The organism is Micromonospora sp. NPDC048986, assembly GCF_040649335.1.
GTDB classification, from domain to species: domain Bacteria; phylum Actinomycetota; class Actinomycetes; order Mycobacteriales; family Micromonosporaceae; genus Micromonospora; species Micromonospora alfalfae.
Genome location: NZ_JBEZFJ010000001.1, coordinates 996,647 through 1,010,178, shown reverse-complemented (window position 1 = coordinate 1,010,178; position 13,532 = coordinate 996,647). Strand labels below are relative to the sequence as shown.

The window sequence follows — 13,532 nt, the reverse complement described above, 5'->3', positions numbered from 1 at the left end:
GGCCCATGATTGCCGACCCGGTGGGCTCGGCGCGATCGGCGCGTGTTCGAGTTCGGTAAAGGCGGTGCGACGCCCGATCAGGGTCAGCTCACCAGGACGGTGCGAACATCCCGGGCCGGGCGGCGGCCGGCGCGTCGCCGATGCTGGCGACGACCCGCGCGCCGGGCGGCCGCAGGCGGGTCCGGAACGCCTGGTTGAGCAACGCGTCGAGCTGCCAGACCTGCTTCGGGTGAGTGGTCCGGATCAGGAACCGCTCACGGATCCCGTCGATTGCGGTGGCCGCCATCTCCACCGACTGCAGCCGCGGGTCCGGGCTCCAGGTGACGTTGCTCAGCTCGCGCAGCTCGGTGTTGAGGTGCAGGCGCAGTCGGTGCAGGAGCCGGGTCTGCTGGGTCACCACCAGGCGGCGGTGCGTGAGTAGCAACAGGTAGTCGCCGGTGACCGGGCGGTCGGGGCGGCTGCAACGGGTGACCAGGATGGTGGCGTCACCGGAGCCGACGCAGCGCCGGAAGACCGGCATGTGCCGGCTCACCGTCTGCACGGCCAGGCCAGCCTCAGCGGCGGCCGGGAGGAACGTTCGGGAGAAGACGTCCATGACCTGCCCAACGACGTCCCCAGCAGGGTGACGTGGGTCACGCAGGTTTTTTGGAAGTTCCACGCCGCCTGTCGCACTGCCTGTCCGACTTCCGACTCAGGCGGATCATGGTCAGGAGTTGGGCTGAAGTGGACTGGCGGCGAACAGCTCTTCCAGCCAACCCGGGACCGCGTCGGCGTACTCGGCGCGGGACTCCTCGGGGGTGTCCAGTGCCCGACGCCAGGAGAGCGAGCGGCTGACCGGCCCCAGACCGATCGCGAGGTCGGCGGCCTCCACGAGGGTCCGCCGGTCGTACCGGTCGGTCCACGCCTCCAGGTAGGCGTCGCGCAACCGGGCCAGTTGGGCGTCGTCGGCGGCGAGCTTCCCCCCGTGCCCGACGGCACGCAGGGTCACCAGCAACGTGCCGAACGGGTGCGCCACCGAGGCGTCACCCCAGTCGAAGTAGCGGTAGCCGGCGTCACCGGCGAAGACGTTGCCGTCGTGCAGGTCGTCGTGTTGCACAGTGGCCGGAATGCCGATGTCGGCGAGCCGGCGGCACCGCTGCGCGTACGACGGCAACTCGGCCCGCAACCGCTCGTGCACCTCCGGACGGAGCCCGCCCTCGGCGCCGATCAGCAGCGCCTCGCGATCGTCGAGCAGCTCGGCGAAGAGGTCGGCCAGCACCTCCGGACGCTGATCCGGCACGCCCAGGGCGACCAGCTCGTCGGCGCGCGGCGCGCTCGCCAGTTGCAGTGCCGCGTACCCGGGCAGCGCCCGCTCCCAGTGCGTCAGATCGGGGTCACGCGCCAGCACGTCACGCAACGACTCGCCGCCGTCGGGCAGCAGTGACCAGCCCTGCGTCGGGTCCACAGCGATCGGCGTCAGCACCCGGTCGGGCGTCAACTCGGCGAGCGCCGCGATCAGGACCGCCTCGTGCACGGTGCCCGGGTTGTTGGCCTTGAACCAGACCGGGCCGTCGTCAGTGGGCACCCGCCAGACCAGCGACCAGGGTCGCAGCCTCGGCTCCACCAGCCCGGTCACCCGCCGGCCGGCCCGGCTCAGCTGCGCGTCGACCCAGGATCGGGCCCGCACCTGCCACTGCTCGTTGGACCAGTCGGGGGTGCGCTCACCGGCGATCGTCGTCACGCTGGGCACCTTAGGCGGCCGTCCCGCGTCGAGGCGAGGCGTTTCCCGCCCCGGGTCAGACCAGTTCGACGATTGTGGCATTGGCCATGCCGCCGCCCTCGCACATGGTCTGCAGGCCGTAGCGGATGCCGTTGTCCCTCATGTGCTGGAGCATGGTGGTCATGATCCGGGCACCGGAGCCGCCGAGCGGGTGGCCGAGGGCGATCGCTCCACCGCGCGGGTTGAGCCGCTCCGGGTCCGCCTCGGTCTCCGCCAGCCAGGCCAGCGGCACCGGGGCGAACGCCTCGTTCACCTCGTACACGCCGATCTCCTCGATGCCCAGCCCCGCGCGGCGCAGCGCCTTCGCGGTGGCCGGGATGGGCGCGGTGAGCATGGTGACCGGGTCGTCGGCGGCGACCACCGCTGTGTGGATCCGGGCCAACGGGCGCAGGCCGTGGCGGCTGGCCCAGTCGGAGGTGGTCACTGCGAGGGCCGCGGCGCCGTCGGAGATCTGGGACGCGGAACCGGCGGTCACCACACCGTCGGCCCGGAACGGGGTGGCCAGCTCACCCAGCTTCTCCAGGGAGGTCTCCCGGCGGATGCCCTCGTCGGCGGCGAACTTGCCACCGTCGGCGAGCGGCACCGGCGTCAGCTCCGGATCGAACGCGCCGGCGTCCTGCGCGGCGGCGGCCTTCTCGTGGCTGGCCAACGCGAACTCGTCGAGCTGGGTGCGCGAGAGGCGCCACCGCTGGGCGATCAGCTCGGCCCCGACCCCCTGGTTGAACGGCAGCGGCGCGTCGTCGGCGAAGCCCTCGACGCCCCGGTAGCGGGCGCGCAGCTGGTCACTGAACGGCATGCCGCCGGCCACACTGGAACCCATCGGCACCCGGGTCATCGACTCGACGCCGCCGGCGACCACCAGGTCGGCCTGACCGGAGAGCACCGTCGCGGCGGCGAAGTGCAGGGCCTGCTGGCTGGAGCCGCACTGCCGGTCGACTGTGGTGCCGGGCACCGTCTCCGGCCAGCCGGCGGCGAGCACGCCGTTGCGGGCGATGTTCCACGACTGCTCGCCGACCTGGGACACGCAGCCCCAGAAGACATCGTCGACCTGGGCCGGGTCGAGCCCGGTGCGCTCGGCGAGGGCGCGCAGCACGTGCGCCGAGAGATCGACCGGGTGGACGCTGGCGAGGCTGCCCCTGCGCCGCCCGACCGGGGTACGTACCGCGCCGACGATGACCGCGTCACTCATGTTTACTCCCCGGTAACTTGGGCTGCCCCGATCCTACGTCGTCCATCGACCGGTGGTCCGGCCACACCCGCACGAGGTGCCGGAATCCGACGGCCGCTGGCATGCTGGGCGGGTGAATGAGACCTCCCCGGCACAGGAGTGGCGGGTGCCGTCGAGCCTGCCGGCGGCGAAGCTGGCCGGCGCCGTCCTGCTCGTCGCGCTCGGGCTGCTCTTCGCCGACGGCGACGCCGTCCGCCTGGCGTTGGCCGTCCTGGCCGCCGCCGCGCTGGCATGCTGGGCGGTACGTGACCTGGTCGCCCCGGTCCGATTGGCGGTGGATCCGGCCGGGCTCACAGTCATCCACGGCTTCGCCGGCCGGCGGCTGCTGCAGTGGTCGGCGGTCGAGGCGATCGCCGTCGACCGGCGACCCCGACTGGGGCTGACCAGCGAAACCCTGGAGATCGACGCGGGCAACTCGCTGCACCTGTTCGGCCGGTACGACCTGGGGGCCACCCCGGAAGAGGTGGCCAGCGCCCTGCGCGCCGCCCGCCCGGTCAGGTGAGCAGGGCGGCGGTCCGGAAGAGCACCAGTGCGAGCAGGATCAGCAGGATCAGCGCCCCACCGGTGACCTGCACCAGCGTGCGCCGACCACGCGGCGCGTACGCGAGCACCAACGCCATCAACGCGCCGACCACCAGCCCGCCCAGGTGCCCGGGGATCGAGATGCCCGGCACGGCCAGCGTGAACACCAGGTTGATCACCAGGATCGGGATGATCCGGGAAATGTCCCGGCCCAACCTGCGCTCGATGATGATCAGCGCGGCGAAGAGACCGAACACGGCCGTCGACGCGCCGACGGTGGCCGCCCGCGGGCTGCTGAACAGGTAGGCGGCCACGTTGCCGCCGAGGCCCGCGATCAGGTAGAGCGCGGCGAACCGCACCCGCCCGAGGTTGGCCTCCAACGACCGGCCGAGCACCCACAGCGCCCACATGTTGAGCAGCAGGTGGAGCACGCCGTAGTGCAGGAACATCGCCGTGACCAGCCGGTACCACTGGCCCTCGGCGATCCCGCCGAGCGTGTAGTCGGAGAGGTAGGCCCGGCCGAGCACCGCACCCCACTCGGTCAACGGCGTGCTGCCACCCATCAGGCCGCCGAAACCGGAGCCGCCCACCGCCGCGTCCCCGCCCCGGGCGGAGGCGATGGAGACCAGCAGGAACAGCACGTTCAGCGCGATCAGCGCCTTTGTGACATAGCCGTGCCGGCCGGCCGTACCGCCGCCGAAGGCGGTACGCGCCGGCCGGACACTGCGACGCCCCTCGTCGACGCACTCCGGGCACTGGTGCCCGACCGAGGCATCCCGCATGCAGTCCGGGCAGATCGGCCGGTCACAGCGGGTGCACCGGACGTAGGTCTCCCGGCCGGGGTGCCGGTAGCAGACCGGGGTGGTCGGCGGAGATTCGCTCACCGGGCCGACCCTCCCGCCACCACCACACGGTCCACCGGCACCGGCCGTGCTCCGGAGCGCTCAATCATGCGAGCAAAGGTACCTCGCCAGTCACTCAGGAAGCGGACCGCTCGATCTCGACCCGCTCGATGACGACGTCCTGGAGCGGACGGTCGCTCGGACCGGTCGGGGTGCTCGCGATCGAATCCACAACCTTCACCGACTCCTCGTCGGCGACCTGGCCGAAGATGGTGTGCCGGTTGTTGAGGTGCGGCGTCGGGGACACGGTGATGAAGAACTGCGAACCGTTGGTGCCCGGTCCGGCGTTCGCCATCGCCAACAGGTACGGACGGTCGAACCGCAACTCCGGGTGGAACTCGTCGGCGAACTTGTAGCCCGGTCCGCCCCGGCCGGTGCCGGTCGGGTCGCCCATCTGGACCATGAAACCGCTGATCACCCGGTGCGAGATGGTGCCGTCGTAGTACGGACCACTGCCCGGCTGACCGGTGCGCGGGTCGGTGTACTCACGGTTGCCCTCGGCCAGGTCGACGAAGTTGCGGACGGTCTTCGGCGCGTGGTTGGGGAAGAGCTCCAGCCGGATCGGGCCAGCGTTGGTGTGCAGGGTGGCGTAGACAGCCTCGGCCACGGGTACTCCTCACTCGTTGGTCAGTTCCATGCGGATCCTCCCATGTGCCCGATCTGGCATCGCGGAGGCATCCGAAGGTGGAGGATGACGAAGGAACAACTCCCAGGAGGTAGGACCGTGTTTGGATTCGGGCGGCGTAAGTCCCAGGGGCAGCAGGCCTTGGCCGAGCTGAACCAGAGCATCAACCACCTGATGCTGGCAGCCAACCACGCCGCGAAGGGCGCTGGCGCGACCGTCGGCCCGCGGGTCCAGGTGGCCCGGGGTTACGTCGCACCGACCGCCGCGTTGGTACGCGACCGCGCGTCGACCGGCTGGGGGACGACTCTCACCACGCTGGCACCGCTGGCGGCGGCTGCTCGTGACGGCGCCGCGCAGGCAGGGCCGCTGACCAGGAAGGCCAAGTCGAAGACCATGCGGATCACCGGTAAGAAGAAGCAGCCGCGTCGTCGCGGCTCGATGATGACCGGCCTGTTGGCGGCGGGAGCCATCGCCGGCGTGGCCGGCGCGGTCGCGCTGCGTCGCCGCCGGGAGCAGCAGGAGTGGGCCGAGTACGACCCGACCCGCAGCACCCTGGAGCCGATGCGCGACGAGGTCGACTCGATCGAGGTGCGTACGCCGTCCGCGGCCCGGGGGTCCGACGGGTCCGCCATGTCCGGCGCGGCGGGGATGACCGGCGCGGGCAGCTCGGCGGTGGCCGGCGGCTCCAGCGCCAGCACCACCGCCCCGGCCAAGCAGACCGGTGTCCGCCCGACCGACAAGGTCCCGTCGGTCGCCGAGGGCGCCACCGACGTCTCCGGTCGGCCGACCGACGACCTCACCAAGGCGCTGGGCAAGGACACGGCGCGCACCAACGGCCGCCGCTGAGGTCACCAGCAGCGCATCGGGCGCCGGCGAGTGGGTCCCCCACCTCGCCGGCGCTTCCGCGTGAGCGGCGCTGTCGCAGGGATCAGAGCCAGCCGTTGCGGCGGAACCAGCGGTAGAGGGCCAGTGAGACGCCGAGCATGAGGGCGAGGGCCACCGGATAGCCGTACGTCATCTTCAGCTCGGGCATGTTGTCGAAGTTCATGCCCTCGACACCGGCGATGGAGGTCCAGACCGCGGCGATGGCCGCCCACGCGGCGATCTTGCGCATGTCGTTGTTCTGGTCGACGGTGACCTGGGCCAGCCGCGCCTGGAGGATCGAGTTCAGCAGGTCGTCGTAGGAGTTCACCTGCTCCACAGTGCGGCTCAGGTGGTCCTGCACGTCCCGGAAGTACTTGCGGATCTCCTTGGGCACGTCCCGGTTGACCTGCGAGGTCAGCGTCATCAGCGGCCGTTGCAGCGGCACCACCGCCCGCTTGAACTCGACCAGCTCCCGCTTCATCTGGTAGATCCGCTGGATCCGCCCGTGGCCGTTGCGGTCGAAGACCTCCGCCTCCAGCACGTCCAGGTCGTCCTCGATCTGCTCGGCCACCTCCAGATAGAGGTCCACCACCCGGTCGGTCACCCCGTACGCCACCGCCCACGGGCCGTGCAGCAGCAACTCCTGTTTGGTCTCCAGGTCGGCGCGGATCGGGGCGAGCCGGCAGGCATCGCCGTGCCGGACGCTGATCACGAAGTTCGGGCCGATGAAGAGCATCACCTGCCCGGTCTCCACCACCTCGGAGTTCTCGGTCAGCTCGGTGTGCTCGCAGTAACGGGCGGTGCGCAGCACCAGGAAGACGACGTCGCCGAACCGCTCCAGCTTGGGGCGCTGCTCGGCCTTGACAGCGTCCTCGACAGCCAGCTCGTGCAGGCCGTAGGTCTCCGCGATTGCTGTCATCTCGGCCAGCTCCGGCTGGTGCAGACCGATCCAGACGAAGCCGTGCTCCTCGCGGCGGGCAGCGGCCAACGCCTCCGCGTAGGTCCAGTCGCCGGGCTGTCGCCTGCCGTCGACGTAGAGCGCGCAGTCGACCACGGCGCTGCGGCCGGTGCCCGTCGGGGCCGGCACGGGCGGCGAGCCGTCGGCGTTGAGGATCCGGGTCATCGCCCGGACCGGGGAGGGCCACGCCCGAGGTCGCAGCACCCGACCGGTGGTCGACGGTGCCGTCCGGTCCCGCTCTGTCCGATCCGTCATCGCGTCACCTCCCGCGCTCAGCTGCGGCTTGCAGGCTACGCCGATCGCGGTCGAGGACCGGTGTGACGGCGGTCGCGTGGGGGCGGCGCCGGGCGGGCCGGGCCGCATCGGGGGGTGTGCGGGGGACGACACGGCCCACCCGGCACCTGTGGGGGCGGGAGGTTGTGCTGCCGCGTCAACCCGGCGGGGCCGGCCCGGAGGCCGGGCGGTGAACTCCGCAGTTGGCGGGGTGACGCTCGCAGCATTGTGGGCCAGCCGGCCGCCCGGAGGGGAGACCCGGGACGGCCGGCATCGTCGTTCTGTCAGGAACCCGACAGTTAACTCAGCTGCGGACGGCCTCGACGGCCGAGGCTAGTCGCCGGACACCCTCGTCGATCCGGTCCGCGGTCACCGCCGAGAAAGCCAGTCGGAGAGCGTGCCGCCCGCCGTCCAGCACGAAGTCACTGCCCTTGACCACGGCGACCCCGCGCTCGGCGGCCGCCGGGGCGAGCCGGTCGACCAGCACGTCCTCCGGGAACTCCACCCAGAGGAAGTAGCCGCCGTCGGGCTCCACGAACCGCGCCTGCGGCAGGTGCCGGCGCAACGACTCGGCGAGCACCTGGGCCCGCTCGCCGAGCGCCGCCCGGACCGTCTCGATCGAGCGGTCGATGTCACCGGAGACGCAGAACTGGTGCACGATCGCCTGGGACACCATCCCGGGGGAGATGTAGAGGCTTGTCGCGTTCTTCGCGATGGACGCGATCAGGTCGGCCGGGCCGACCAGGTAACCGACCCGCACACCCGGGCAGACCGTCTTGGTGAAGCTCGACGCGTGCACCACCACGTTGCGGGTGTCCAGCGAGAGCATCGACGGCAGCGCCTCGCCCCGGAAGCGGATGTCCGCGTACGGGTCGTCCTCGAAGATCGTGAACTCGTACTCGGCGGCCAGGTCGAGCAGCTCCCGACGCTTCTCCTCCGACAGCGTCATGCCGGCCGGGTTCTGGTAGTTCGGGATGACGTGCGCGAGCCGGGGGCGGACCCCGGACTCCAGCAGCTTGCGCAGCTCGGCGGTGTCCAGGCCGTCCGGCTGGACGGCGATGCCGTGCAGCTCACTGCCCATCCGCTGGAGGTTGAGCAGCGTCCGGTCGTACGTCGGGCGCTCCACCACCACCGCGTCGCCGGGGCGGACCAGGTGGTCGAAGAGGAACGCGTCGGCCTGAAGCGACCCATTGGTGACCAGCACCTGGTCGGCCTCGACCCCGTGCTTCTCGGCGATCCACTTTCGCAGCGGAAGGTACCCGACGGAGGTGCCGTACGCCGTCACCCCAGCGGGGTCGGCGTCGAAGGCGCGGACGGCGGCGGCCTTGAGCCCCTCGACATCGACGATGTCCAACGAGGGAGCCCCACGGGCAAAGGAGATCAACTGCTCGGCGGTCATGGATATTGAGCGTACGGGCGGCGGCGGGGGACGCGCGGTCGGCACGGCGATGTCCGCATCCTGAGCCACCGGGTCGGGTGACGGCACTCCACCGGTCGGCGGCAGATCAGACCGGAAGGGCGAGCGCGTCGTGCTGCGCGGCCCGGGAAAGCCCCTCCAACTGCACGCCGAGCGCGTCGAGGAGCTGACTCCAGTCGAAGTAGGAGCGCCAGGCGGTGATCCGGCCCTTGCGGGCCCGGACCACGTCGGCCACCTCCCAGCTCACCAGCCGGCCGGTGGGCGCGACGGTGCCGTATGGCGAATGCAGGGTGCCGGTGTGGGTGCCGGTCAGCCGCAGCTCGACAGCGGCGCCACCGCCGGTGCGGACCGCGCCCATCGGGTCGACCCGCAGATCCGGAAAGGCGCCGGTCCAGGTACGCAGCAGCGCGGGCAGCTCGATCGGACGGACCGTCACGCCGGGCATGGCGTAGAACGCCTCCGGGGCGTAGAGATCCGGCAGCCGGGCCACGTCCCGACGCAGGAGCATCGCGTACTGCTGCTCGACCAGCCGCTCCGCGTCACGCATCGGGACCTCCCCCACGGGCCACGGCACCTCCGCGCCCGCAAGGGATGTCTACCCATCGATCCGGCCCCGCACACCACCCCGGTCAGGTCGTGGCGACCGCCTGGCTCTCCGACCAGACCCGCATGATGTCCCGCACTGAGATCACGCCGGCCACCTCCCGGCCGTCGAGCACCACCAGGTGCCGAAATCCGCCCCGGGCCATCGCGGCGGCGGCCTCGGCCACCGTCCACTCCGGCCCCGCGTAGACCACGTCCCAGGTCAGGTGGGCGCCGGTGCGTTCCACGTCGCAGTCGAGGCCGGCGCCGATGGCCTTCAACACGTCACGTTCGGTCATGATCCCCACGCCCTCGGAATCAGGGTCGATCACGACCGCCGACCCGACACCGCGGGCCGACATCATCCGGGCCGCCTGGCGGAGCGTGTGCTCCGGACCGACGACGAGGACCTGGCTGGACATCGCATCCCGTACCTGCATCACACATCACCCCTTTGGGACGGTGGCATTCGGTACGGACATGGTGGTCGGTGGATGTTTCCGGGACAAGAGCGGCATCGCACAAGCTGCGGACGCTGGCTACTGTCGGATGGTGTCCACCGAGCCCCTGCGCTGCGCCGGCGCGCTGATCGTCGACCATGACGGCCGCATCTTCTTTCAGCGCCGCTCACCACACCGACGCCTGTTTCCCAACTGTTGGGACATCGTCGGTGGTCACGTGGAGCCGGGCGAGGACATCGACGAGGCACTGCGCCGGGAGATCACCGAGGAGACCGGCTGGGTGCTCTCCCACGTCCTGGGCCAGGTGGGCGAGTACAGCTACGTCGGCGACGACGGCCTGGCCCGGACCGAGTACGACTTCCTGGTCCGCGTCGACGGCGACCTCGACCGCCCAATGCTGGAGGCCGGCAAGCACACCGAGTACCGCTGGCTGGCCGAACACGAGGTGACACTGCTTGACGAGCACCGCGACGTCAACAACGGGCTGATCCGGCGGATCGCGGAGGAGGGCTTCGCCGTCCTGCGGTCGATCGGTCTGTGAACACCGTCGAACTGGCGCCCCACCGGATCGCCGGGCTGCTCGCACCGGCCGTGGACCGGACCTTCCGCGCCGGCATCCTGGCCGGCCGGGACGGTGGTGGCGCCGAGTTGTCCCAGCGCTACGGCGGGATCACCGCCACCGGCTTCCTGGTCGACCTGCGCACCCGGCTGGCCGCACCCGGCGGCACTGTCGACGGGCCCGGGTTCGCGGCGATCACCCGCTACCAGGACCCGGTCGCCTGCCGGCGGACAGTGGACAAGCAGGTGGCCCACGGGATGATCTACCGCGGCCCGGGCGGCGCCCTGTCCGCCACCGAGCGGGGCGCCGCCTTCCTCGCCGAGCTGTACCAGGTGCACGCCGAGGTGACCGAGGAGTTGTGGGCCGGCCACGACGACCGGGTGGCCCGGCTCGTGGCAATGCTCGGCCGACTGCTGTCGTACGCCCTGGTGCTGGCCGACGAGGAGGCGAACCCGGTCGCCTCGGCCTTCGCCGCGCTGGCACCCCCGTACGAACCGGACGGCACCCCGTCGGGCGTGCTGCTGCTCAACCGGCTCAGCACGCTGCGACACCACCGGGCCGACGCGCACGCCGCCGCCTGGACCGCCGCCGGGCACACCGCGTCGAGCATCGCCGCCCTGCCTGCCGGTCCCGAGCGACTCGCCATCGAGCTGGAGACCGACCGGCGGGCCGCCGGCCCGTACGCGACGCTCAGCGCGGAGGAGCGCCTGACGATGCTCGCCGACCTGGCGGCACTGCCCGGCTGACCGGTTGGCCGGAGCGGCGCACCCAGCCGGCGCTATCCTCCACCGGTGACGGGAGCAGGACTAGGGAGGATGTCGCGATGATCGGAATGGTGCTCGCGGCCGGAGCGGGACGACGGCTGCGCCCGTACACCGACACCCTGCCCAAGGCTTTGGTGCCGGTGGACGGCGAGACGACGATCCTGGACATCGCGCTGGGCCACCTCGCCGAGGTCGGGCTCACCGACATCGTGATCGTCGTCGGCTACGCGGCGGACGCGGTCGTCTCCCGCCAGGCGGAGCTGGAGAAGAAGTACGGGGTCACGCTCACCCTGGTGCACAACGACAAGGCCGAGGAGTGGAACAACGCCTACTCGCTCTGGCTGGCCCGGGAGTACTTCGCGCGTGGGGTGCTGCTGGTCAACGGGGACACCGTGCACCCGGTGAGCATCGAGAAGACCCTGCTGGCCGAGCGCGGCCCGGGCATCCTGCTGGCCGTGGACACCCTCAAGCCGCTGGCCGAGGAGGAGATGAAGACCACCTTCGACGCCGCCGGTCAGCTCACCCGCATCACCAAGATCATGGACCCGGGCGAGGCGTACGGGGAGTACATCGGTGCGACGCTGATCGAGCCGCAGGTCGCCGACGCCCTCGCCGACGCACTGGAGGCGACCTGGCGGCGGGACCCGAACCTCTACTACGAGGACGGCTACCAGGAGTTCGCCGACCGGGGCGGGGAGGTGCGGGCGGCACCGATCGGTGACGTCCCGTGGGTCGAGGTCGACAACCACGCCGACCTGGCCCGCGCGCGGGAGATCGCGTGCCGCTACTAGCTCGGAGCGTCCTCACCCCGCTGCACATCGACGTGCGACGCGGGGCGGTCGCCGACCTGGGCGCGATCCTGGCCGACGGGCGGATCTCCTCCGGGGGCGACGTCGCGGTGGTGGTCGGCCCGGGTCAGGGCGCCCAGATCGCGGAGCTGATCCGACCGTCGCTGCGCTCGGCGGACGTCTTCACCGTCTCCGGCGGAACGCTGGACGCGGCCGACGACCTGGGCGGCAAACTCCGCGCCCGGTCCTACGACGCGGTGGTCGGCATCGGTGGCGGCAAGACCATCGACGTGGCCAAGTACGCGGCGACCCGCCGAGGGCTGCCGATGGTGTCGGTGGCGACCAGCCTCGCCAACGACGGCATCGCCTCCCCGGTGGCCAGCCTGATCACCGACGGGATCAAGGGCTCCTACGGCGTACACATCCCGATCGGGGTGATCGTCGACCTGGACTTCGTGGAGAGCGGCCCGGACCGGCACAACAGGGCCGGCATCGGCGACGTGATCAGCAACATCAGCGCGCTGGCCGACTGGGAGCTGTCCCGGCAGGTACGCGGCGAGCCGGTCGACGGACTGGCCGCCTCCCTCTCCCGGGCAGGTGCCGAAGCCGTGCTCAACCACCCCGGTGACATGAGCGACGACGCCTTCGTGATCGTCCTCGCCGAGGCGTTGATCTCCAGCGGTCTGGCGATGGCTGTCGACGGCACCAGCCGTCCGTGCAGCGGCGGCTGCCACGAGATCATGCACGCTGTCGACTCGCTCTTCCCGGGGACCGCCTCGCACGGCGAGCTGGCCGGGCTGGGTGCGCTGTTCTGCACCTGGCTGCGCGGAGACCTTCGCCGCTTCCGGGAGATGTCGGCCTGCCTCGCCCGGCACCGTCTGCCCCGGCTCCCCGCCGAGGTGGCGCTCACCGACGACCAGTTCATCGAGGCGGTGCAGTTCGCGCCGCGTACCCGGCCGGACCGGTACACCATCCTCGAACACCTGGCACTGTCGCCTACCGAGACCCGGGAGCGGCTGGCAGACTACGCCGGTGCAATCCGCGACCAGCTTGGCTGACCCCCGTCCCACCGTCGCCGACTTCCACCGGGTGAACCGGGGCGGCGGCCTGTTCAGCGAGTCGATCAGCCAGTGGCTGGGGGCCGTCTTCGCGCTCGTCGCCCAGCGGCTCGGGCTGCGACCGACCGCGTTGACCATCACCAACCTGGTGCTCGGGCTGGCCACCTCGGTCACCGTGGTGGCGCTCGCCGGCCCGGTCGCCGCCGGGGACGTACCGGCCTGGGTGGTCGGCCTGCTCGCCCTGGTCGGCTGGCAGGTGGCGTACTCCCTGGACTGCGCGGACGGGCAGCTGGCCCGGGTGACCGGTCAGGGCAGCGCTGCCGGCGCGCGCGTCGACGTGCTCTGCGACGTGGCCGCGCAGATCGCCCTGGTGGCGGCGCTGGCCGCCACCGCCGTGGCGCAGGAGCCGGGCACGCCGACCTGGCTCGTGGCGACCTTCGCGGGCACCTGGATGGTCAACCTGGTGACGTCGGTGATGCAGGCCGGCCCGAACGCGGCCAGCATGGTCACCTCGACCTCGCTGCCGGTGCGCCTGGTGAAGCTGGTCCGCGACTACGGCGCTGTGGTGTTCGTGGCCGCCGTGGTGCTCGCCGTGGCCCCCGCGCTGGTCCTCTGGGTGATGGTCGCCTTCACCATCGTCAACGGCGGTTTCCTGCTGGCGAGCATCGCCTTCTCCGCCCGCGCCTCCCTGCGCTGACCCAGACCCACCCGCGCGCTGCGCCGTCGGGTCGCGCCGCCCGGCGCGCAAGATCGCGCCGCCCGCCCCCATGAT

Annotated in this window: 16 protein-coding genes; 7 read left to right on the top strand and 9 right to left on the bottom strand. The window is 71.6% G+C overall.

What is annotated here, in order from left to right; genetic code table 11:
• Window positions 1-88 precede the first annotated feature (88 nt).
• The 3 genes from AB0B94_RS04725 to AB0B94_RS04715 all read right to left on the bottom strand — a co-directional run bounded on the left by AB0B94_RS04725 (window position 89) and on the right by AB0B94_RS04715 (window position 2,948).
• Window positions 89-595: a hypothetical protein gene (locus AB0B94_RS04725; RefSeq protein WP_238669971.1), complete on the bottom strand. Its 507-nt coding sequence runs from the start codon at window positions 593-595 to the stop codon at window positions 89-91.
• A gap of 111 nt (window positions 596-706) precedes the next feature.
• Entirely contained in the window at window positions 707-1,720 is a 1,014-nt protein-coding gene (locus AB0B94_RS04720; protein WP_357268223.1) for an aminoglycoside phosphotransferase family protein, read from the bottom strand.
• Between the two features lie 55 nt (window positions 1,721-1,775).
• Window positions 1,776-2,948, bottom strand: a complete 1,173-nt coding sequence (locus AB0B94_RS04715; protein ID WP_357268221.1) for an acetyl-CoA C-acyltransferase — start codon at window positions 2,946-2,948, stop codon at window positions 1,776-1,778.
• 112 nt (window positions 2,949-3,060) lie between these two features.
• Here AB0B94_RS04715 and AB0B94_RS04710 point away from each other — a divergent pair, with 112 nt between their 5' ends.
• Window positions 3,061-3,489, top strand: a complete 429-nt coding sequence (locus tag AB0B94_RS04710; protein ID WP_357268219.1) for a PH domain-containing protein — start codon at window positions 3,061-3,063, stop codon at window positions 3,487-3,489.
• On the opposite strand, the gene AB0B94_RS04705 is transcribed toward AB0B94_RS04710, so the two are convergent.
• The gene (locus AB0B94_RS04705) at window positions 3,482-4,393 is read right to left on the bottom strand and encodes a rhomboid family intramembrane serine protease (RefSeq protein WP_357268216.1); all 912 of its coding nucleotides are present in this window, start codon (window positions 4,391-4,393) and stop codon (window positions 3,482-3,484) included. The genes AB0B94_RS04710 and AB0B94_RS04705 overlap by 8 nt on opposite strands.
• Before the next feature lie 94 nt (window positions 4,394-4,487).
• Window positions 4,488-5,018 (bottom strand): peptidylprolyl isomerase, encoded by a 531-nt coding sequence (locus tag AB0B94_RS04700; protein WP_124859782.1) that lies wholly within the window; start codon window positions 5,016-5,018, stop codon window positions 4,488-4,490.
• Between the two features lie 84 nt (window positions 5,019-5,102).
• Here AB0B94_RS04700 and AB0B94_RS04695 point away from each other — a divergent pair, with 84 nt between their 5' ends.
• Window positions 5,103-5,882, top strand: coding sequence for a hypothetical protein (locus AB0B94_RS04695; RefSeq protein WP_357268214.1), 780 nt, complete (start codon window positions 5,103-5,105; stop codon window positions 5,880-5,882).
• An 82-nt stretch (window positions 5,883-5,964) separates the two neighbouring features.
• Here AB0B94_RS04695 and corA read toward each other — a convergent pair whose 3' ends face one another.
• From corA to AB0B94_RS04675, 4 genes are all read right to left on the bottom strand, one after another.
• The gene (corA, locus tag AB0B94_RS04690; protein WP_357268212.1) at window positions 5,965-7,113 is read right to left on the bottom strand and encodes a magnesium/cobalt transporter CorA; all 1,149 of its coding nucleotides are present in this window, start codon (window positions 7,111-7,113) and stop codon (window positions 5,965-5,967) included.
• 322 nt (window positions 7,114-7,435) lie between these two features.
• Window positions 7,436-8,530, bottom strand: a complete 1,095-nt coding sequence (locus AB0B94_RS04685) for a PLP-dependent aminotransferase family protein (RefSeq protein ID WP_357268210.1) — start codon at window positions 8,528-8,530, stop codon at window positions 7,436-7,438.
• A 106-nt stretch (window positions 8,531-8,636) separates the two neighbouring features.
• Complete coding sequence (locus AB0B94_RS04680) at window positions 8,637-9,095, bottom strand: ester cyclase (protein ID WP_124770741.1); 459 nt, start codon at window positions 9,093-9,095, stop codon at window positions 8,637-8,639.
• Between the two features lie 82 nt (window positions 9,096-9,177).
• Window positions 9,178-9,570 carry a CBS domain-containing protein gene (locus tag AB0B94_RS04675; RefSeq protein WP_030487774.1) on the bottom strand — a complete coding sequence of 131 codons (393 nt, stop codon included), beginning with the start codon at window positions 9,568-9,570 and terminating at the stop codon, window positions 9,178-9,180.
• A 109-nt stretch (window positions 9,571-9,679) separates the two neighbouring features.
• Here AB0B94_RS04675 and AB0B94_RS04670 point away from each other — a divergent pair, with 109 nt between their 5' ends.
• The 5 genes from AB0B94_RS04670 to AB0B94_RS04650 all read left to right on the top strand — a co-directional run bounded on the left by AB0B94_RS04670 (window position 9,680) and on the right by AB0B94_RS04650 (window position 13,457).
• A complete protein-coding gene (locus tag AB0B94_RS04670; protein ID WP_357268208.1) occupies window positions 9,680-10,132 on the top strand; it encodes an NUDIX domain-containing protein in 453 nt (150 codons plus the stop codon).
• A complete protein-coding gene (locus tag AB0B94_RS04665; RefSeq protein WP_357268206.1) occupies window positions 10,129-10,896 on the top strand; it encodes a hypothetical protein in 768 nt (255 codons plus the stop codon). The genes AB0B94_RS04670 and AB0B94_RS04665 overlap by 4 nt, the downstream gene beginning before the upstream one ends.
• Window positions 10,897-10,973: 77 nt before the next feature.
• The gene (locus AB0B94_RS04660) at window positions 10,974-11,705 is read left to right on the top strand and encodes a phosphocholine cytidylyltransferase family protein (RefSeq protein WP_357268204.1); all 732 of its coding nucleotides are present in this window, start codon (window positions 10,974-10,976) and stop codon (window positions 11,703-11,705) included.
• Entirely contained in the window at window positions 11,693-12,760 is a 1,068-nt protein-coding gene (locus AB0B94_RS04655; protein WP_357268202.1) for an iron-containing alcohol dehydrogenase family protein, read from the top strand. Before AB0B94_RS04660 ends, AB0B94_RS04655 begins: the two co-directional genes overlap by 13 nt.
• The gene (locus tag AB0B94_RS04650; RefSeq protein ID WP_091396866.1) at window positions 12,735-13,457 is read left to right on the top strand and encodes a CDP-alcohol phosphatidyltransferase family protein; all 723 of its coding nucleotides are present in this window, start codon (window positions 12,735-12,737) and stop codon (window positions 13,455-13,457) included. Before AB0B94_RS04655 ends, AB0B94_RS04650 begins: the two co-directional genes overlap by 26 nt.
• The last annotated feature ends 75 nt before the right edge of the window (window positions 13,458-13,532 follow it).

Bases quoted from the DNA above. Each gene is read 5' to 3' on its own strand.
- AB0B94_RS04675 (WP_030487774.1), bottom strand. From the start codon at position 9,570: ATGCAGGTACGGGATGCGATGTCCAGCCAGGTCCTCGTCGTCGGTCCG.
- AB0B94_RS04680 (WP_124770741.1), bottom strand. From the start codon at position 9,095: ATGCGTGACGCGGAGCGGCTGGTCGAGCAGCAGTACGCGATGCTCCTG.
- AB0B94_RS04725 (WP_238669971.1), bottom strand. From the start codon at position 595: ATGGACGTCTTCTCCCGAACGTTCCTCCCGGCCGCCGCTGAGGCTGGC.
- AB0B94_RS04695 (WP_357268214.1), top strand. From the start codon at position 5,103: ATGACGAAGGAACAACTCCCAGGAGGTAGGACCGTGTTTGGATTCGGG.
- corA (WP_357268212.1), bottom strand. From the start codon at position 7,113: ATGACGGATCGGACAGAGCGGGACCGGACGGCACCGTCGACCACCGGT.
- AB0B94_RS04670 (WP_357268208.1), top strand. From the start codon at position 9,680: ATGGTGTCCACCGAGCCCCTGCGCTGCGCCGGCGCGCTGATCGTCGAC.
- AB0B94_RS04685 (WP_357268210.1), bottom strand. From the start codon at position 8,530: ATGACCGCCGAGCAGTTGATCTCCTTTGCCCGTGGGGCTCCCTCGTTG.
- AB0B94_RS04715 (WP_357268221.1), bottom strand. From the start codon at position 2,948: ATGAGTGACGCGGTCATCGTCGGCGCGGTACGTACCCCGGTCGGGCGG.
- AB0B94_RS04660 (WP_357268204.1), top strand. From the start codon at position 10,974: ATGATCGGAATGGTGCTCGCGGCCGGAGCGGGACGACGGCTGCGCCCG.